At 66.6% G+C, this 18,614-nt stretch carries 18 protein-coding genes; 13 read left to right on the plus strand and 5 right to left on the minus strand.

The genetic code is table 11. The annotated features are described in order from the left end of the window. Positions 1 to 2: 2 nt before the first annotated feature. The 7 genes from EJI00_RS18880 to EJI00_RS18910 all read left to right on the plus strand — a co-directional run bounded on the left by EJI00_RS18880 (position 3) and on the right by EJI00_RS18910 (position 5,695). Positions 3 to 398, plus strand: coding sequence for a hypothetical protein (locus EJI00_RS18880; RefSeq protein ID WP_126749027.1), 396 nt, complete (start codon positions 3 to 5; stop codon positions 396 to 398). Continuing rightward, positions 395 to 1,375 (plus strand): BtrH N-terminal domain-containing protein, encoded by a 981-nt coding sequence (locus tag EJI00_RS18885; RefSeq protein ID WP_126749028.1) that lies wholly within the window; start codon positions 395 to 397, stop codon positions 1,373 to 1,375. The genes EJI00_RS18880 and EJI00_RS18885 overlap by 4 nt, the downstream gene beginning before the upstream one ends. Before the next feature lie 336 nt (positions 1,376 to 1,711). Next, the gene (locus EJI00_RS18890; RefSeq protein WP_126749029.1) at positions 1,712 to 2,620 is read left to right on the plus strand and encodes an ABC transporter ATP-binding protein; all 909 of its coding nucleotides are present in this window, start codon (positions 1,712 to 1,714) and stop codon (positions 2,618 to 2,620) included. A 7-nt stretch (positions 2,621 to 2,627) separates the two neighbouring features. Continuing rightward, the gene (locus tag EJI00_RS18895) at positions 2,628 to 3,785 is read left to right on the plus strand and encodes an ABC transporter permease (protein ID WP_126749030.1); all 1,158 of its coding nucleotides are present in this window, start codon (positions 2,628 to 2,630) and stop codon (positions 3,783 to 3,785) included. 41 nt (positions 3,786 to 3,826) lie between these two features. Next, the gene (locus EJI00_RS18900; protein ID WP_126749058.1) at positions 3,827 to 4,057 is read left to right on the plus strand and encodes an acyl carrier protein; all 231 of its coding nucleotides are present in this window, start codon (positions 3,827 to 3,829) and stop codon (positions 4,055 to 4,057) included. Between the two features lie 61 nt (positions 4,058 to 4,118). After that, positions 4,119 to 5,195 carry a beta-ketoacyl synthase N-terminal-like domain-containing protein gene (locus tag EJI00_RS18905; RefSeq protein ID WP_126749031.1) on the plus strand — a complete coding sequence of 359 codons (1,077 nt, stop codon included), beginning with the start codon at positions 4,119 to 4,121 and terminating at the stop codon, positions 5,193 to 5,195. Continuing rightward, positions 5,192 to 5,695, plus strand: coding sequence for a hypothetical protein (locus tag EJI00_RS18910; protein ID WP_126749032.1), 504 nt, complete (start codon positions 5,192 to 5,194; stop codon positions 5,693 to 5,695). The genes EJI00_RS18905 and EJI00_RS18910 overlap by 4 nt, the downstream gene beginning before the upstream one ends. Positions 5,696 to 5,726: 31 nt before the next feature. Here the strand turns inward: EJI00_RS18910 and EJI00_RS18915 are convergent, their stop codons facing one another. Genes EJI00_RS18915 through EJI00_RS18935 form a run of 5 tightly spaced genes read right to left on the minus strand, consistent with a single transcriptional unit; the run spans position 5,727 to position 11,475 of the window. Beyond that, the gene (locus tag EJI00_RS18915) at positions 5,727 to 6,353 is read right to left on the minus strand and encodes an N-methyl-D-aspartate receptor NMDAR2C subunit (protein WP_126749033.1); all 627 of its coding nucleotides are present in this window, start codon (positions 6,351 to 6,353) and stop codon (positions 5,727 to 5,729) included. 4 nt (positions 6,354 to 6,357) lie between these two features. Further along, positions 6,358 to 7,449 (minus strand): lytic murein transglycosylase B, encoded by a 1,092-nt coding sequence (mltB, locus tag EJI00_RS18920; RefSeq protein WP_126749034.1) that lies wholly within the window; start codon positions 7,447 to 7,449, stop codon positions 6,358 to 6,360. Positions 7,450 to 7,504: 55 nt separating this feature from the next. Continuing rightward, positions 7,505 to 9,523 (minus strand): transglutaminaseTgpA domain-containing protein, encoded by a 2,019-nt coding sequence (locus tag EJI00_RS18925; protein WP_126749035.1) that lies wholly within the window; start codon positions 9,521 to 9,523, stop codon positions 7,505 to 7,507. A gap of 34 nt (positions 9,524 to 9,557) precedes the next feature. Next, positions 9,558 to 10,529: a DUF58 domain-containing protein gene (locus EJI00_RS18930; RefSeq protein ID WP_126749036.1), complete on the minus strand. Its 972-nt coding sequence runs from the start codon at positions 10,527 to 10,529 to the stop codon at positions 9,558 to 9,560. 25 nt (positions 10,530 to 10,554) lie between these two features. Then, entirely contained in the window at positions 10,555 to 11,475 is a 921-nt protein-coding gene (locus EJI00_RS18935; RefSeq protein ID WP_126749037.1) for an AAA family ATPase, read from the minus strand. Positions 11,476 to 11,561: 86 nt separating this feature from the next. On the opposite strand from EJI00_RS18935, the gene EJI00_RS18940 reads away from it, so the two are divergent. The 6 genes from EJI00_RS18940 to EJI00_RS18965 all read left to right on the plus strand — a co-directional run bounded on the left by EJI00_RS18940 (position 11,562) and on the right by EJI00_RS18965 (position 18,583). Further along, positions 11,562 to 12,515: a histone deacetylase family protein gene (locus EJI00_RS18940; protein WP_126749038.1), complete on the plus strand. Its 954-nt coding sequence runs from the start codon at positions 11,562 to 11,564 to the stop codon at positions 12,513 to 12,515. A 39-nt stretch (positions 12,516 to 12,554) separates the two neighbouring features. After that, the gene (locus EJI00_RS18945; protein ID WP_126749039.1) at positions 12,555 to 13,835 is read left to right on the plus strand and encodes a mechanosensitive ion channel family protein; all 1,281 of its coding nucleotides are present in this window, start codon (positions 12,555 to 12,557) and stop codon (positions 13,833 to 13,835) included. Between the two features lie 137 nt (positions 13,836 to 13,972). Continuing rightward, positions 13,973 to 14,722, plus strand: a complete 750-nt coding sequence (locus tag EJI00_RS18950; protein WP_126749040.1) for an electron transfer flavoprotein subunit beta/FixA family protein — start codon at positions 13,973 to 13,975, stop codon at positions 14,720 to 14,722. A 2-nt stretch (positions 14,723 to 14,724) separates the two neighbouring features. Continuing rightward, a complete protein-coding gene (locus EJI00_RS18955; RefSeq protein WP_126749041.1) occupies positions 14,725 to 15,657 on the plus strand; it encodes an electron transfer flavoprotein subunit alpha/FixB family protein in 933 nt (310 codons plus the stop codon). A gap of 74 nt (positions 15,658 to 15,731) precedes the next feature. Beyond that, positions 15,732 to 17,540 carry an acyl-CoA dehydrogenase gene (locus tag EJI00_RS18960; protein WP_126749042.1) on the plus strand — a complete coding sequence of 603 codons (1,809 nt, stop codon included), beginning with the start codon at positions 15,732 to 15,734 and terminating at the stop codon, positions 17,538 to 17,540. An 80-nt stretch (positions 17,541 to 17,620) separates the two neighbouring features. Next, positions 17,621 to 18,583, plus strand: a complete 963-nt coding sequence (locus EJI00_RS18965) for an NAD(P)H-dependent flavin oxidoreductase (RefSeq protein ID WP_126749043.1) — start codon at positions 17,621 to 17,623, stop codon at positions 18,581 to 18,583. Positions 18,584 to 18,614: the final 31 nt, after the last annotated feature.

The raw sequence follows: 18,614 nt of genomic DNA on the forward strand, positions 1-18,614 counted from the left end.
CCATGGACCTCGACGCCGTTCCGCAAGAAGGCAACGCCACCCTCGACGGCCACGCCAAGCTCATGTACGCGCGCGATGCGCAGGGCCGCGTGGTCACCACGCGCTCGCGCGGCTGGGAGGCGGAAGAAATCGTCACCAGCCACGCGGTCGACGTACTCATCGAGCAGGCGCAGGCCGCAAAGGAGCGCGTGGCCCAGGGGCTCGCGTCGCCGCTCGAATACTGGATGTACGAGCGCCGCATGGACGTGGCGCTGCTCTCGCAGACCAGCGGCTTCTGGCAATGGCGCGTGCGGCGCCACCTGAAGCCGAAGCATTTCGCGGCGCTGCCCGCGAAGCACCTGGCGCGCTATTCCGAGGCGCTGGGCCTGCCCGTTTCCACCTTGCAAGGCCTGCCGTGAAATTCGAACACCAGCAAGCGGCACACTGCGAAAGCGGCGTCATCTCGAACCTGATGCGCCATCACGGCGTGCCGATGACCGAGAGCATGGCCCTCGGCCTGTCGTCGGCACTGTCGTTCGCCTACCTGCCGTTCATCAAGCTTTCGGGCCTGCCGCTCATCTCGTACCGCATGCCGCCCAAGGCCATCATCAAGGGCCTGCTGGCCCCAATGGCCGCACGCTTCCGCTTCGAGACCTTTCGCAGCCCCGAAGCCGGCGCACAGCGCCTCGACGCACTGCTGGCCGCCGGGGAGCTCGTGGGGCTGCAGACCTCGGTCTACTGGCTGCCTTACTTTCCGCCCAACATGCGCTTTCACTTCAATGCGCACAACCTGCTGGTGTACGGCAAGGAGGGCGACGACTACCTGATCAGCGACCCCGTGTTCGAAGAGCCGGTGCGCTGCGCCAGTGCCGACCTTTCGCGTGCGCGCTTCGCCAAGGGCGTGCTTGCGCCCAAGGGCCTCATGTACTACCCGCAGGCCATCGAGCGCAAGGCGGTCGACGCTGCATCGGTCACAAAGGCCATCCGCAAGACCGTGCGCAACATGCTCGCCCCCATTCCCATCGTTGGCGTGCGCGGCATGCGCACATTGGCCAACCGCATGCAGAAGCTCGCGCCTGCCGATCCACGCAGCGTCGACTTCATCGGCCACGTGGTGCGCATGCAGGAAGAAATCGGCACGGGCGGGGCGGGCTTTCGTTTTATCTACGCCGGCTTTCTGCAAGAGGCCGCGGTACTGCTCCACAAGCCGCAGCTGCAGCAGATGTCCGAACGGCTCATCGCCATCGGCGACGGCTGGCGCGCTTTTGCACTCAAGGCGGCGCGCATGGTGAAGGGGCGCGAGCCGGTCGATCCTGCCGCGCTGGCTGGCAAGCTGCGGGAGCAGGCGCAGCAGGAAGAGGCCTTCTTTCGCGACCTGAAGGCTGCTGTTGCTTGAGATGACGCATTGGCTTTCTGCTCGCCGCGTTGTGGTTGAAATGCGATGTTCAGGGCGCGCACCCGCCGACGGGGTACCTTTCTCCGCGAATGTCCCCCGGCCTGCGGCCTCCTCCTTTATTTCGCTGCGCAAGGCACCCCGCCAGCGGGTGCGTTATACGGAGCAGTCGTTGATCAGCGATACATCAGCAGCGTGCCCCAGTGCACAGGGCATCGGGTGCTCCGCGCAGCGAAATAAAGGAGGAGCCCGAAGGGCGGGGGACATTCGCGGAGGGGAGTACCCGGTGGCCTTTGCACAAGCCCTGGATCAGCGGCCTTCCAAACGAGCAACCGCTACATGCTCGAACTGAAGAACCTCAGCTACCGCTACCCGCATGCCGACGCGGCCGCGTTGGCCGACGTCTCGCTAGCGGTCCCCAGGGGCTCCGTGATGGGCTTGCTCGGCCCCAACGGCGCAGGAAAGACCACGCTGATCTCGCACTTGTCGGGTGCGCTCGCAGTGCAGTCGGGCGAAATACGGATCGACGGCCAGCCGCTGCAGCAGGTCCGAGCCAAGGCGCCAACCCGCATCGCCGTCGCCCCGCAGGACCAGGCCTTCTACCCCATGCTCACCGTGGCCGAGAACCTCGCGTGCTTTGCAGCGGCCGGGGGACTTTCCGGCGAGCGCAAGAAGATTCGCATCGAAGCCTGCACGCGCTTTTCTCAGCTTGAACAGTTTGCAGGCGTGCGGGCCGAGCGGCTCTCGGGCGGCCTGAGACGCCGATTGAATCTCGCGATTGCGCTCTTGCCTGAGCCTGAGCTGATGCTGTTCGACGAGCCTACGGTAGGCGTCGATCCGCAATCGCGTGCGTTCATCCTCGACGCCATCAAGAGCCTGGCACAGCAGGGCGCCGCGGTGATCTATGCCTCGCACTACATGGAAGAGATCGAGGCCATCGCCGACCGCGTGGCCATCCTCGATCATGGACGCGTGCTGCGCGAAGGTTCCCTCGAGGAGCTATTGTCGAAAAGCGCAATGCTGCTGACTCTCGCAGCCGACGGGCTCGACGAGGCCATGCTCTCGCGGTTTGGAACGGTGGAGCCCGGCGGGGTGCATTGGCGCGTGCATCTGCACGAAGGCACAGGGCCCGGTCCGGTGCTGGCGACGCTCGAGGCCGAAGGCATCGAAGTGCGCCACGCGGAGTTCGGTCGCCACGACCTCGAGCAGCTCTTCATGGCGCTCACCCACCGCTCCTTGCGCGACTGAACACAACATGCTCTTCGCGCTCATCAAGAAGGAACTGCTGGCACTCGTGCGCGACATGCACGGGCTGGCCGCGCTGTTCCTCATGCCGATGGTCTTCATCGTGCTGATGTCGCTCACGCTCAAGGACATCTATCGACCACCGCTGGCAGAACTCAGCTATGCCGTGGACATGCGCGACACCGAAACGCCGGCGCAATGGCTGCAGCAGATCTGGCAGCGCAGCCACGGCGCACCCAAGACGCTCGATGCCGATTGGGAGGCCCAGTTGCGCAGCGGCTCGCTCAAGTACGTCATCGTGCTCGAGCCGGGCCTCTCGGCGGAGCTCGAATCGCCCGCGCTCTCGACCAAGGCGCACGTCCGTTTGCTGACGGAGCCGGGCATCGACGCCAACCTGTTCAACGCCCTGCGTGCTGAACTCGTCGGCGCCTCTGGTGAACTGAAGGCCCGGCTGGCGCTTGCGGTGCCCGGCACCTCGGGCCCGCCGCCCGGCGCCTCGATCCAGGCGCTGGTGAATGCCGAGCGCTATTCCACCGCCGGGCCGCGGCCCACCTCGGTGCAGCAGAACGTGCCAGCATGGCTGGTGTTCGGCATGTTCTTCGTGGTGGCGTCGCTCTCCAGCCTGTTCGTGCAGGAGCGCAGCTCGGGCGCGCTGGGCCGGCTGCGCAGCCTGGGCGTGTCGCGCTTCATGCTGCTGATGTCCAAAGCCTTGCCTTACCTCGGCGTCAACGTGCTGCAGGCCGTGCTGATGCTCGCTGCCGGCATCTGGCTGATGCCCTTGATCGGCGGCGATGCGCTTTCGCTTGCGGGTATCGATTGGGCTGCGTTGGTGGTTGCGCTGGCGGCCGTGAGCCTGGCCGCGGTGAGCCTGTCGCTCGCGCTGGCTTGCGCCGTGCGCAGCCATGCGCAGGCCGCGACCATCGGGCCGATGGTCAACGTGCTCATGGCGGCGGCTGGCGGCATCATGGTGCCGAAGTTCGTCATGCCGGGCTTCATGCAGCGGCTGGTCGAAATTTCTCCGATGAACTGGGGGTTGGAGGCGCTGCTTACCGTGCTGTTGCGCGGTGGCGGCGTGGCCGACACCCTGCCGCAGGTCGGCCGGCTCGTGCTGTTTGCGGCCGCCATGTTTTTGCTCGCCGTTTTCTTGTTTCGCAGGCCCGCATCGTGACCGACTCCGTTTCCGCCGAATTCATCGCCAGCCTGAAGGCCATGGTGCTCGAGGCCGTTGAAAAAGAGGCGCCTCCGGGCGGTCTTGGCGATGACGAGCCGCTGTTCGGCCCCGAAGCCCGACTCGACCTCGACTCGCTCGACGCGCTGCAGGTGTCGATGACGATCCAGCAGCGCTTCGGCGTGCGCATGCCCGACAGCAAGGAAACGCGCCGCGCGCTCACTTCCATCGCACACCTGGCGAATCACCTGGCGCAAGCGGGCAAGGCATGAGCGCCGCGCCGGGCCGCCCCAAGCAAGCTCGCGCCGCGGTGCGGAGCACGAAGGCTGTCTGATGCCGGCTGGGGGCGTGTACCTTGCCGGCATGGGCCTGGCCTGCGCGCTCGGCAACGACCTTTCATCTTCCGTGGCCGCACTTGCGCGCGGCGGTGTACCGCCCACGATGGTGGCCGTCTCTGAAAGCGTGCAGTGGCCCGTCTACACGCTGCCGCCGCAGGACGGCAGCTGGATCGAGCGGCTGCAGCGCATCGTGCGAAGCGTGGCGGCGCAGGCGGACGGGGGCGCAGGGCGTTCATGTCCGCTCTTCGTTGCATCGTCTTCCCTGGACATCGGCCTCATGGAGCACGAGGTGCAAGACCTGCGCCTGGGCGGCGATCTCCAGGACTTTGCCGGGCTCGTGGCCGGTGCGCTCGACTGGCAGGGGCCGGTGTTCACCGTCTCGACAGCCTGCACCTCCGCGATCAATGCCGTGCTCGCAGGCTGCGACCTGATTCGAAGCGGCGAAGCCGAAGAGGCGCTGGTGATCGGCGCCGAGCTTGGCAACCGCTTCACCGTGGCTGGCTTCGGCGCCATGCAACTGCTCTCACCCGATAGCGCGCAGCCTTTCGGTGCCGAGCGCAACGGGCTGGTGCTCGGCGAGGCGGTGGCCGCATTGCGCCTCAGCTCGCACCCTGGGCGCTGGCGGATTGCGGGTGGTTCCAACATGGTCGATGGGCGCAATCCTTCGGGCACCGAAGCCAGCGCGGTGATCGCCATGTGCCACGAAGCATTGGCGCAGAGCGGCCTTGGCGTGCATGACATCGATCTGGTCAAGGTGCAGGCCGCGGGCAGCCCGGTCAACGACGCGATCGAGGCCGAGGCGCTGAAGCAGGTCTTCGACGCGCTGCCGCCGCTGGTGTCGCTCAAGTCGCAGATCGGGCACACGCTGGGCGCCTCGGGCGCGGCCGAACTCGCCTTGCTGGTTGGCTGCATCGAAGCCGGCACCTGGCCTTCTGTCGGCTATGCCATCGACGGCGAACTCGGCATTGCATTGAGCACGCAGGCCCCGGCCAGGCTGCGCAGCATGCTGCTCAACGTGGTGGGGTTCGGCGGCGGGCACACGTCGCTGGTGCTACAGGACTGCGCGGCATGAGCACCCATCTCGAGCAGGCATGGCGCATCGCCGCGCACTTCACCGCCGATCCGCTGCCGGCGGATTGGCGTGACCAGCTGGCGCACCGGCTCGGCCGGCGGCCGCGGCGTGTGGGCATGTGGACCGAGCTTGCAATGTACGGTGCACGCCGCTGCCTCGACGAGGCGGGCGAGGCGGCCCTGCCCGCCGGTGCACGGCTGCGCGTGTCGAGCATGCGCGGCGCCTGGGGAGCGACGCATGGGGCGCTGGCCCAGCTCGATGCGGGCATGCTGATGCCGTTCACCTTCATGCAGAGCCAGCCGGCTCTGATGCTGGCGGAGGTGGGCCGTTGCCTCGAATGGCAAGGCGACGCGAGCTTCGCACTGTGCCGCAATCCGGAGCAGCTGCTGCGGCTTTCGCGAGCAGGAGCTGGAAGTGCCGGCTTGCTGGTCGGCATCGTGGAAGAAGAGCGCAACAGCGAAAAGCCCCGCTCCGAATGGTGGCGGCTGGTGCCGGCCTGAAGCACCGCAGTCCGGCCAGCAGCCGGGCAGGTCAATCCACTGCTGCGATCGACCGGGCGAGGTTGGCACGCGCCCGCGTTTCGAGCAGCGCATGCATCCGCGGCGTGGTGTAGATCGCCTCTCGCTCGAGGAAGCGGTTCAGGATCGCGCGGCGGCGCGGCCGACGGATCTCGTCGGGCACAAAGGCGTATTCGGCATGCACCTGCCGTTCGTACTCGTCGAACCGCGCGCGCTCGGCACCGAGGATCGACAGGTCGATGTCGATCAGCAGTTCGGCGTCGCGGCCCTCGGGCACTGCGTCGTGCCGCGTGGCCATGACCAGTGCATGCACGCGCTCAGCCGCTTCTTTAGTCGCTCCTTGCGCGAGCATCGCACTGCGTGCCCAATCGGCACTGCGAACCTCGTTGTCGTGCGCATGCACGTCGTAGATGGCGTCGTGGAACCACAGCGCGAGCGCCACTTCGCCGGGGCGCTCGGCCAGTTCTTTCTGTTGCTCGAACCACGCGAGGCATTCGCCCAGATGCTGCATGGTGTGATAGTGGCGCTGCGGCTCGCTGTAGCGGCGCTGCAACTCGATGCACAGCGCTTCGTCGGCATTGGCCGCGCCAAGTGCCCGCCACGCGGCGCTCCAGTTGTCCAGCAGCGCCTCGGGCGTCATGGAGTCATTGCTCCATGGCGGCCTTGACCTCCTGGCCTAGGTCGAGCACCGACATTGCGTAGTAGCTGCTCCAGTTGTAGCGCGTGATCACGTAGAAGTTGCGCGTGCCGGCCACGTAGGTCGGCGGTGCGTCGGCACCGTTTTGCAGCTCCACCAATGCCAGCAGCCCCTTGTGGCGCAAGCCATCGCCTTCAGGCACCGCGCCGGCCGCCACGAAGCTGTCGATGCTGAAGGTGGGCAGGATGTCCGGCGCGAGGAGCAGCGGCTTCTTGAGGCGCTCTTCTTCAAAATGCACCGGGTAGATGGCCGGCATGCCCGGCGTCCAGCCGAAGGCCTTGAAATAGCTGGCAACGGAGCCGATCACGTCGGCGGTGTTGTCGACCAGGTCGATGCGGTTGTCGCCGTCGAAGTCGACCGCGTACTTGGCGATGCTGCTCGGCATGAACTGCGGCATGCCCGTGGCGCCGGCATAGCTGCCCACGGGCACCAGCGGGTTTTCGGAGGTGCGGCTTTCGGTGCTCAAGAAGCTCTCGAGTTCGCCGCGGAAGAAGGCTTCGCGCTCCGCCGCGCGCGGGTGCGCCTGCGGAAAATCGAACGACAGCGTGGCAAGCGCATCGATCACGCGGAAGTTGCCCATGTTGCGGCCGTAGATGGTTTCGACGCCCACAATGCCCACGATGATTTCCGGCGGCACGCCGTACACCTGCTCGGCCCGCGCGAGCGTGTCGGCGTTGTTGCGCCAGAAGCGCACGCCCGCCGCAATGCGCGTCGCATCGATGAAGCGGCTGCGATAGACCTGCCAGTTCTTTACCGAGCCCACGGGGCCGGGCAGCATCAGGCGAGGCACGTTCGGCAGGAAGCGTGCGCTGCCGATGGTGGCGCGCACCCATTCGCGGTCCAGGCCGCGGCGCTCGGCCACCTCGTCGGCAAAGCGCATGGCGTCCTCGCGCGTGGCATAGGGCGTGCTGCCGGTCACCGTCTTCACGCCGCGGGCGCCGGACGCTTTCTGGGCTTGTGCCCCCGTGGACCAGGCGCAGCAGGCGGCCAGGAGGGCAATGGAGGCGGCGCGGAAGGGCGCAGGAAAAAAAGATCGCATGGCGCGATTGTGCCGCCCGTCCGGGAGGCCTCCGGGACCGATGCTCGGCGGGGATTCAGCGCCGGGGATTCACCGCCGGCCAGTTCAGCCGGCGGAACTCACCGCGCAGGGCCGCCAGCGAAGCAGGGGACGCCTTGGCATAGCGCTGGGCTTCCAGCTTCAGCAGCCAGTCGCGCACCGCGCCGGCTGCCGGGCCGAAGCGCGCCTCGGCCTGGGCGGCCATCTGGCGCGGTGGCGCCGTTTCCGGGACCTTGAGTCCGGCTTTCGCCAGCTGCGCGCGTGCCTGGCCGAGCAGGCGCAGCCAGGGGTCGTGCTGGCTGCGCTCCCACAGCGTCCAGGCGGCACCGGCGAGGCTCGCGCCCACCAGCAGGTACAGCAGCACATAGGCCAGGTCTTCGAGGCTGGGGGCTTCGAAGCCGATGCTTTTGAGCAGGTTGAGCTGGCGGCTCTGGGTGTAGTTGAGCACCCACTGGTTCCAGCTGTTGTTCACCGCTTCCCAGGCGGCGCGCACGTTCTGTGCGAGCGTGGGGCTCATAGCGCCGATGGCGCCGGCAAAGAGGCCCGGCTGCGGTGCAAGCCGCTGGAACTGGCCGACCCGGCCAGGCGATACGGCCGCGGTGGGGTCCACGCGCACCCAACCCATCCCTTCTTGCCAGACTTCGGTCCACGCGTGCGCATCGCTCTGGCGCAGTATCCAGTAGTCGTCGACGCTGTTGAGTTCACCGCCCTGGTAGCCGGTCACGATGCGCGCCGGAATGCCCAGCCCGCGCATCAGCACCACGAAAGCCGAGGCGATGTGTTCGCAGAAACCTTCCTTGCGATCGAACCAGAACTCGTCGGCCGTGTTGGCGCCATACACGCCGGGTTCCAGCGTGTAGGTGTAGCCGCCGGTGCGCAGCCGTTGCATCGCGGCACGCACGAAGGCGGCGGTATCGGCGTTGGCAAGCTCGGGCTGGGCGCGCATTTCCTCCGCGAGCGCGGCGGTGCGCGGGTTCAGGCCGGGCGGCAGGGCCAGGTAAGGCCGCAGCGCGCCGGTCTGCCGAGTCGGGCCGCTCAGGAACTGGGTGTAGCTCTCGGCGCGATAACGCACGAGGTCGGAAACCGGCCGGTTGGCGAGCCATTGCAGGTCGGGCGTTCCCGTCACTTCGAAGCCCGGCGCCTCGGGGGCGCTTTGCGCGGCATCGAGCGTGAGCAGCCAGGGCCTATGGTTGGGCTCGAGCGTGATCTCGTAGCGCACCGGCGCGCCGCTGGTGCGCAGGTTGGCCGACGATTGCCCGCCGCGCGCCCACGGTGGCAGCGCAATCCATTCACGCCCGTCGAACTGCGTCAGCACCGGGCCGCGAAAGTACATCTGGCTTTGCGGCGGTGCACGATCATTGTCGAACTTGATGCGTGCCGCAATGCTGTCGTCGAGCGCCAGTTCGGCGATGGCGCCCACGCGCATGGTGTTCGAGAGCCCCGTGCGGCCCGCCATGGCGTCGCTGGGCGTACCCCACAGCGGCGCGAACCGAGGAAACAGCAGGAACAACGCGAGCATGATCGGCGCGCCCAGCAGGGCCATCCAGCTGGCGGTACGGGCGGCCTGCATGAGCGGCGGCTTGCCCACAGGCATGTGCGCATTGACAAGCGCGGTCAATAGGCCCAGCAGCGCGAGCAGCATGGTGAACGCCGTCATCAGCGACTGCGAATAGAAGAAGTTCGTCAGCATCGCGAAGAAGCCGAGGAAGAACAGCACGAAGGCATCCCTTCGCGCGCGCAATTCCAGCGTCTTGAGCGCCAGCAAGATAACGACCAGCGTGACGCCCGGGTCGCGGCCGAGCAGGGTGCGGTGGGTGGCGAAGGTGGCGGCTACGGCCAGCGCCAGCAGGCCGGCGCGCCACCATTTGCTTGGAAGGGGGCGGGCCTCGATGGCCAGCGTGCCGCGCCACACCAGGACCATTGCGGTGATGGCGGTGCACCACCACGGCAGGTTCTCGGCCTGCGGCAAGACAATCAGCGCAATGACCGAGAGCAGGAACAGCGTGTCCCGGGCGTCCCTCGGCAGCGCCGCGATCTCGCGCCTGAACTTGTTCATGCGCGGTGCTCCTTGCGGGAGGAAAGGGCTGCGTTCAGCATAGTGCCAAGGCCTCCAGGCAGGCCCTGCGGTGGGCTTCGCCCTGCGAGGGCTGCACCACCCGTCCGGCAATGCGGATTCCGTAGTCCACGCCCAGGCGGTCCGCCATCAACACCCATGCGCAGAGCCGAGATGCGCGGGCCTCGGTCTCGGCGAGGTTGGTGGCCTGCGCGTCGAGCCAGAGTTCCTCGCGCTGGGTCTGCTGCGTGTCCCGGCTCACGAGTTCTTCAGACCCGGTGGCTTGCGCCCGGGCCGCTTTTTTCCAGACCACCAGCTTGAGCGGATCGCCACGCCGGTACGACCGCAGACCGTCATATTCACCGGCCGAGTGGGAGCGCAGGGCGGCCGATGTCGCGGCCGGGCCGGAGAGGGGTTCGCCGGGCGGCAACGGCGGCGGGTGCGCTTCGGGTGTCGGGTAGACCAGCATCTGCGCGGCCGGCCGCCACACCGTCCAGACGCGGAATGTTCCCAGCGGAAAGCGGGTTTCGGCGGTGAGCGGCGGCACGGGGTGAAGGCCGCGCCTTTCGGGCTTGAACGCAATCTCGACGGTGGAGGTGCCTTCGGCCGGCACGTCCGTCCAGGCCCACTGGCCGCTGCCGCGCACGGCCATGCCGATGCCGTAGCGCACGCTGCGCCGCGTGTTGTGCAGCACCACCCGAAAGACCGCGGCGGCGCCCGCATAGTGCGCATCGGGCGGCGTCAGGTGCATGGCCAGCCCGCGCAACGTGGCATGGCAGACGTGGATGCCCACGGCCACGCTGCCCGCGAGCAGGAAGGTCAGCAGGTAGCCCAGGTTGAGCTGGTAGTTGATCGACGCGACCAGCAGCACCAGCAGCGTGGCGGCCAGCGTCCAGCCTGCGCGCGTGGGCACGATGTAGACGTTGCGCTGCGTGAGCTCCAGCGTGTCCGAAGGCGGCCGGCGCGACAAGAACCAGCCGTCGATGCGCGAGCGTAGCGACGCGATCATCGGTGGCAAACGAGATCGTTCATCGTTAAGGCAGCGGCACGTCCGCGATCATCGCGCGCACCTGCTCCACGGCGCCGCGGCCGGCGTCTCCCACGGGCGTGAGGCGGTGCGCAATCGTCTGCGGCAGGATCGATTGCACATCGTCCGGCGCAACGTAGCTGCGGTTGGCCAGCAGCGCCTGCGCCTTGGCGGCGCGCAGCACCGCAATGCCGGCGCGGGGCGAAAGGCCCTGCAAGAACCACCGGCCGGAGCGCGTGGCGGCGATCAGGTCTTGCACGTAGTTCAAAAGCGGCTCGGCCGCATGCACCTGCTGAACGCGCTGCTGCAGTGCCGTGAGCTCGCCCGCGGTCAGCAGCGAGGGCAGGGTGGCCAGCATTTCGCGGCGGTCGGCACCCGCGAGCAGTTCGCGCTCGGCCGCGCGGTCGGGGTAGCCCAGCGAAATACGCATGAGGAACCGGTCGAGCTGCGACTCCGGCAACGCGAAGGTGCCGAGCTGGTCCTGCGGGTTCTGCGTGGCAATCACGAAGAATGGCGTGGGCAGCGGCCGCGTCTCTCCTTCGATGGTGACCTGCTTTTCTTCCATGGCCTCGAGCAGGGCGCTCTGGGTCTTGGGGCTGGCACGGTTGATTTCGTCCGCCAGCAGCACCTGCGCGAAGATGGGGCCGGGATGGAACACGAAGGCCTGCTGGCCCCGGTCGTAGATGGCCACGCCCGACAGGTCGCCCGGCATCAGGTCGGCCGTGAACTGAACGCGCGAGAACTGCAGGCCGAAGGTGTGCGAGAGCGCATGGGCGAGGGTGGTCTTGCCGACCCCCGGCACATCCTCGATGAGCAGGTGCCCGCCCGCCAGCAGGCAGGCCACGCAGTCGCGCACTTGCGCCTCTTTGCCGACGATCACCGTGTTAAGCTGATTCAGCAAAGTGGCAAGCTTCGCAGCAACGTCCATATTTGTATCCATATGCAAACGATACCGTAAGACCGCGCGGCCCCATGCTGTGTGAGGTCTAGATACGACAGAGACACGGCAAAGAGATGGGCAAGACCGGCTACTTCACACATCGCGATTGCTGGAAGCACGACATGGGACGGGGCCACCCCGAATGTCCCGAGCGGCTGGATGCCATCGAAGACAGGCTGCTGCTGACCGGCGTGGGCGACGCCCTCGAACACCGGGACGTGCCGCTGGCCACCCTTGCCCAGATCACCCGGGCGCACAGCGAAGCGCATCTGGAACACCTCGAAGAGCTCCACCAGCGCCTGGTGGCGGACGAGCCGGCCGGCGGGCCGGCCCATGCGATGCTCGACCCTGACACCATCCTGAACCGCTACACGCTGCTGGCCGCGCGCCGGGCCGCCGGAGCCGCCATTGCCGCCACTGACGCGGTGATGGCCGGCGAGGTCGACAACGCCTTCTGCTCGGTGCGTCCGCCCGGGCACCACGCCTGCCGCGAGCAGGCCATGGGTTTCTGCTTTCTGAACAACGTGGCCATTGCGGCGCGGCATGCGCTCGAGGTGCATGGCCTGGAGCGCGTGGCGGTGGTCGACTTCGACGTGCACCACGGCAACGGCACCGAAAACATTCTTTCGAACGACCCGCGCGTGCTGATGGTGGGCTTCTTCCAGCACCCGTTCTACCCGTACAGCGGCACCGACCATCCGGCCTCGAACATGCTGAACCTGCCGATTCCGGCCTATACCAAGGGCATGGACGTGCGCGAGCTGATCGAGGCCGCCTGGATGCCCCGGCTCGAAGAGTTCGGGCCCGAAATGATCTTCGTGAGCGCAGGCTTCGACGCCCACCGCGAGGACGACCTGGGCCAGCTCGGGCTCACCGAGAACGACTTCGCCTGGATCACGAGCCGCATCCAGGACGTGGCCAAGCGCCATTCGCGCGGGCGCATCGTCTCGATGCTCGAGGGCGGCTACAACCTCGATGCGCTGGCGCGCAGCGTGGAAGCGCACATCCGCGTCCTGGCCGATCTGTAACGCCGCGGGCGCGAATACGGCGCCATGTTTTCCCAAGAGATGAATTTCAACGATTTCACACAACGATTGGCGCAGGTCGACGCGCGCGGCCTGGGCATTGAACTGGCGGCGCTGGTGGCTTGCGTGGCCCTGGCCTGGATGGCAAGCCGCTGGTTCGGGCGCGACCAGCCCAAGGATTCGATCTGGTTCGGCGAGCGCACCTTCGACGGCGTGCTGTTCCCTCTGCTGGCGCTGGTGTTCACCGAGCTCGCCCGCCGCCTGGTGACCGGCTTCCAGCCGGTGCTGGTGCTGCGTATCGCGGTATCGGTTTTCCTGTCGCTGCTGGTCATTCGCCTGTTCGCGCGGGTGATGAGGGCGGTTTTCCCCGCCTCCAACCTGGTGCGGCTGCTGGAGCGCACGATTTCCTGGCTGGCCTGGATTGCCGCCATTCTCTGGATCGTCGGGCTGCTGCCGCCCGTGCTGGCCGAACTCGACAACATCACCCTCTCGTTCGGCAAGACGCGCGTCAGCCTGCAAACCATCATCCAGGGGGCGCTGTCCGCGGGGCTGGTGCTGGTGATTGCTCTGTGGATTGCCGCCACCATCGAGAAGCGCATCCTGCTGGAGGCGGTGACCGACCTGTCGATGCGCAAGGTGGCGTCGAACGCGATTCGCGCCATCCTGCTGCTGGTCGGGCTCCTGTTCGCGCTGTCGGCGGTGGGGGTCGACCTCACGGCGCTTTCGGTGCTGGGCGGTGCGCTGGGCGTGGGCCTGGGTTTCGGCTTGCAGAAGCTGGCGGCCAACTATGTGAGCGGGTTCGTCATCCTGCTGGAGCGCTCCATCCGCATCGGCGACAACGTCAAGGTCGACACCTTCGAAGGCCGCATCACCGACATCAAGACCCGCTACACGCTCATCCGTGCCGGCAACGGGCGCGAAGCCATCGTGCCGAACGAGTCGCTCATCACCAGCCGGGTCGAGAACCTCTCGATGGCGGACCGCAAGTTCAACATCACGACCAGCATCGTGGTGGGGTACGACAGCGACGTGGCGCAGGTCCAGTCGATTCTTTGCGGGGCTGCCAAATCGCAAGAGCGCGTGATGACCGATCCGGAGCCGGTCACCTATCTCTCCAGCTTTGCGCCCGACGGGCTCGAGTTCATCCTGAACTTCTGGGTCGCAGACCCCGACAAGGGCAAGGACAACGTTCGCTCGGCCATCAACATCGCCATTCTGGAAGGCCTGCGCAGCGCGGGCATCGACATTCCGTACCCCCAGCGCGTGCTGCGTGTCGAGTCGCTGCCGGCCGGCGTTTCGGGCACCCCCGACGCTGCCGTATAATCACGGAAAAGCACGATCGTTCTTTTTTTGTTGCCCCGCAGTGCAATCGCCATGAAAGCAGAGGCGGCAAAGGTCGGACTCTAGAATGACCGGCTGCCCTCGAAGCCCCCTTTTTGCAATCCAATGGAGTCAAGTCAATGAAGGTTCTAGTGCCTGTCAAACGGGTCGTCGATTACAACGTCAAGGTGCGCGTGAAGAGCGACGGCACCGGGGTGGACATTGCCAACGTCAAGATGAGCATGAACCCCTTCGACGAGATCGCCGTTGAAGAAGCCGTTCGCCTGAAAGAGAAGGGCGTTGTGACCGAAGTCATCGCCGTTTCCTGCGGCGATGCCAAGTGCCAGGAAACCCTGCGCACCGCCATGGCCATCGGCGCCGACCGCGGCATCCTGGTCGAGACCACCGAAGAGCTCCAGCCCCTGGCCGTTGCCAAGCTGCTCAAGGCGCTGGTCGAGAAGGAACAGCCCCAGCTCATCATCCTGGGCAAGCAGGCGATCGACGACGACGCCAATCAAACCGGCCAGATGCTCGCCGCCCTGACCGACCTGCCGCAAGCCACCTTCGCCTCCAAGGTCGAAGTGGCCGACGGCAAGGCCACCGTGACGCGCGAAGTCGACGGTGGCCTGGAAACCATCCAGCTCAGCCTGCCGGCCGTCATCACGACCGACCTGCGCCTGAACGAGCCGCGCTACGTCACCCTGCCCAACATCATGAAGGCAAAGAAGAAGCAGCTCGACACCTTCAAGCCCGAAGACCTGGGCGTGGACGTGAAGCCCCGCCTGAAGACCCTGAAGGTCAGCGAGCCGCCCAAGCGCGGCGCCGGCATCAAGGTGCCCGATGTTGCAACGCTGGTGGACAAACTGAAGAACGAAGCGAAGGTGATCTGAACATGACCGCACTTGTTATTGCCGAACACGACCACGCGACCGTCAAGCCCGCGACCCTCAACACCGTGACCGCGGCGCTCGCCTGCGGCGGCGACGTGCACGTGCTCGTGGCCGGAGCCAATGCCGCCGAAGCCGGCAAGGCCGCCGCGCAGATCGCCGGCGTGGCCAAGGTCATCGTGGCCGACAGCCCCTCGCTGGCCGAGAACCTTGCAGAGAACGTGGCTGCCCAGGTGCTGGCTATTGCCTCCAACTACAGCCACATCCTGTTCCCCTCGACCGCCAACGGCAAGAACGTCGCTCCGCGCGTGGCCGCAAAGCTCGACGTGGCGCAGATCTCCGACATCACTTTGGTTGTGAGCCCCGACACCTTCGAGCGCCCGATCTATGCCGGCAATGCCATCGCCACCGTGCAGAGCAGCGACGCCACCAAGGTGATCACGGTTCGTACCACCGGCTTCGACGCGGCAGCCGCCACCGGTGGCAGCGCATCGGTCGAAACGGCCGAAGGCGTGGCCGACAGCGGCAAGTCGAGCTTTGTGGGCCGCGAAGTCACCAAGAGCGACCGCCCCGAACTCACCGCCGCCAAGATCATCGTCTCGGGCGGCCGGGCCCTCGGCAGCGCCGAGAAGTTCACCGAAGTGATGACGCCCCTGGCGGACAAGCTGAACGCCGGCCTGGGCGCCAGCCGCGCCGCCGTCGATGCGGGCTACGCCCCCAACGACTGGCAAGTGGGCCAGACCGGCAAGATCGTCGCGCCGCAGCTGTACATCGCTGCCGGCATTTCGGGCGCCATTCAGCACTTGGCCGGCATGAAGGACTCCAAGGTGATCGTCGCGATCAACAAGGACGAGGAAGCACCGATCTTCTCGGTGGCCGACTACGGCCTTGTGGCCGACCTGTTCACGGCCGTGCCGGAACTGGTCAAGGCGCTCTGACGCGATTGCCGCACTGAGCCGGAGGGCATCGTTCGCGATGCCCTTTTCGTATCCGCTGTATCTGGAGACAAGAGATGAGCTACACCGCCCCCCTCAAGGACATGCTGTTCGACATCGAGCACCTGGCCAACATCGGCGAGATCGCCAAGCTGCCCGGCTTTGAAGATGCGGGCCTCGAAACCGCGCAAGCCGTGCTCGAGGAATGCGCGCGCTTCAACCAGGACGTGGTCGCGCCGCTGAATGTGGAGGGCGACCGCAATCCTTCGTCGTTCAAGGGCGGTGAAGTCACAACCACCCCGGGCTTCAAGGAAGCCTTTGCGCAATACGTGTCGGGCGGCTGGCAGGGCCTGCAGCATCCGGCGGACTTCGGCGGCCAGGGTCTGCCCAAGACCATCGGCGCGGCTTGCGGCGAGATGCTCAACTCGGCCAACATGAGCTTTGCGCTGTGTCCGCTGCTGAGCGACGGCGCCATCGAGGCGCTGCTCACGGCCGGCTCCGACGAGCTCAAGGCGGTGTACCTGGAAAAGCTGGTGAGCGGCCAATGGACCGGCACCATGAACCTCACCGAGCCGCAGGCCGGCAGCGACCTTGCGCTGGTGCGCAGCCGCGCCGAACCGCAGGTGAGTCCATCCGGGCAGCCTGACGGCACCTACAAGATCTTCGGCACCAAGATCTTCATCACCTACGGCGAGCACGACATGGCCGAGAACATCGTGCACCTCGTGCTTGCGCGCGTCACCGGCGCGCCCGAGGGCGTGAAGGGCATCAGCCTGTTCGTGGTGCCCAAGTTCATTGTCGGCAAGGATGGTTCACTGGGTGAGCGCAACGACGTGCACTGCGTGAGCATCGAGCACAAGATGGGCATCAAGGCCTCGCCCACCGCCGTGCTGCAGTACGGCGACAACGGCGGCGCCGTGGGCTACATCGTGGGCCAGGAGAACCGCGGCCTCGAGTACATGTTCATCATGATGAACTCGGCCCGCTACGCCGTGGGCATGCAGGGCATTGCCATCGCCGAGCGCGCCTACCAGCATGCCGTGGCCTATGCAAAGGACCGCGTGCAGAGCCGCCCCGTCGACGGCTCGATGAACGCGAGCGCGCCGATCATTCACCACCCCGACGTGAAACGCATGCTGATGACGATGCGTGCCTACACCGAAGGCTGCCGCGCCATGGCGAGCGTGGCCGCAGCCGCCTACGACGCGGCGCACCACCACCCCGATGCGGACGCCCGCAAGCAGAACCAGGCGTTCTATGAATTCATGGTGCCGCTGGTCAAGGGCTACAGCACCGAGATGAGCCTGGAAGTGACCTCGCTCGGCGTGCAGGTGCACGGCGGCATGGGCTTCATCGAGGAGACGGGCGCGGCGCAGTATTACCGCGACGCCAAGATCCTCACGATCTACGAAGGCACCACGGCCATCCAGGCCAACGACCTCGTGGGCCGCAAGACGGCGCGCGACGGTGGCCAGACGGCCAAGGCCATTGCCGTGCAGATCGAGAAGACCGAAGCCGAGCTCGCGAAGAGCGAAAGCGCGGCGGCTGCGGCGGTTCTCAAGCGCCTGAAGGCCGCGCGCGAAGCCTTTGTCGAGGTGGTCGATTTCGTCGCGGGCCAGACCAAGGCATCGCCCAATGCGGTGTTTGCGGGCAGCGTGCCTTACCTGATGCTGGCGGGCAACCTCGTGGCCGGCTGGCAGCTGGCACGCTCGCTGATCGTTGCGCAAGAGCTCGCTTCGCGCAGCGTCGACATCGATTTCATGCAAGCCAAGGTTGCCACCGCGCGCTTCTACGCCGAGCACATCCTCAACAAGGTGCCGGGCATGCGCGACAGCATTGTCGATGGGGCCGAGAGCGTCACGGCACTGGCAGTCGACGCCTTCTGACCCAAGACCCTGTGTCGCGCACCTGACGGGCGGCGCGGCCTTCCCCTTATATAAAACCGAAACCTCATTCCGGAGAAGACATGTCCAAGCTGCCCCCCGTGCTCGCGAACCTGCCGTTGCCGATCATCGGCTCGCCGCTGTTCATCATCAGCAACCCCAAGCTTGTGATCGCGCAGTGCAAGGCCGGCGTGGTCGGCTCGATGCCGGCACTCAACGCCCGCCCCGCTGCGCAGCTCGAAGACTGGCTGGCCGAAATCACCGAGGAACTCGCGGGCTACAACAAGGCCAACCCGGACAAGCCCGCGGCGCCGTTCGCCATCAACCAGATCGTGCACAAGAGCAACGACCGCCTCGAGCACGACATGGAAATGGTCGTGAAGTACAAGGTGCCGATCGTCATCACCTCGCTGGGCGCGCGCACCGATGTGAACGACGCGGTGCACAGCTACGGCGGCGTCACGCTGCACGACATCATCAACAACAAGTTCGCGCAGAAGGCCATCGAGAAGGGCGCCGACGGCATCATCGCCGTGGCGGCCGGTGCCGGCGGCCATGCGGGCGTGAAGAGCCCGTTTGCGCTGGTGCAGGAAATTCGCCAGTGGTTCGACGGCCCCATCGCGCTCTCGGGCTCCATTGCCACCGGGGGCGCGGTGCTCGCGGCGCAAGCCATGGGTGCCGACTTCGCGTACATCGGCACCGCATTCATCGCCACCGAAGAAGCGCGCGCCAGCGATGAATACAAGCAGGCGATTGTCGAAGGCACCTCCGACGACATCGTGTATTCGAACCTCTTTACCGGCGTGCACGGCAACTACTTGGCACCCAGCATCGTCAAGGCCGGCATGGACCCGGCCAACCTGCCCGAAGGCGACGTGAAGACCATGAACTTCGCCGCCGGAGAAGGCAGCAAGGCCAAGGCCTGGAAAGACATCTGGGGCTCGGGCCAGGGCATCGGCGCCGTCACCGAAGTGGCCAGCGCCGCCGCATTCATCGAAAAGCTCAAGCGCGAATACCAGCAGGCAAGGCAGCGGCTCGCGCTTTGAACGGCGCGGACAAACCGGCACCTGCCGCGGA

Source organism: Variovorax sp. DXTD-1 (genome assembly GCF_003984625.1).
In the GTDB taxonomy this organism is placed as follows: Bacteria; Pseudomonadota; Gammaproteobacteria; order Burkholderiales; family Burkholderiaceae_C; genus Variovorax.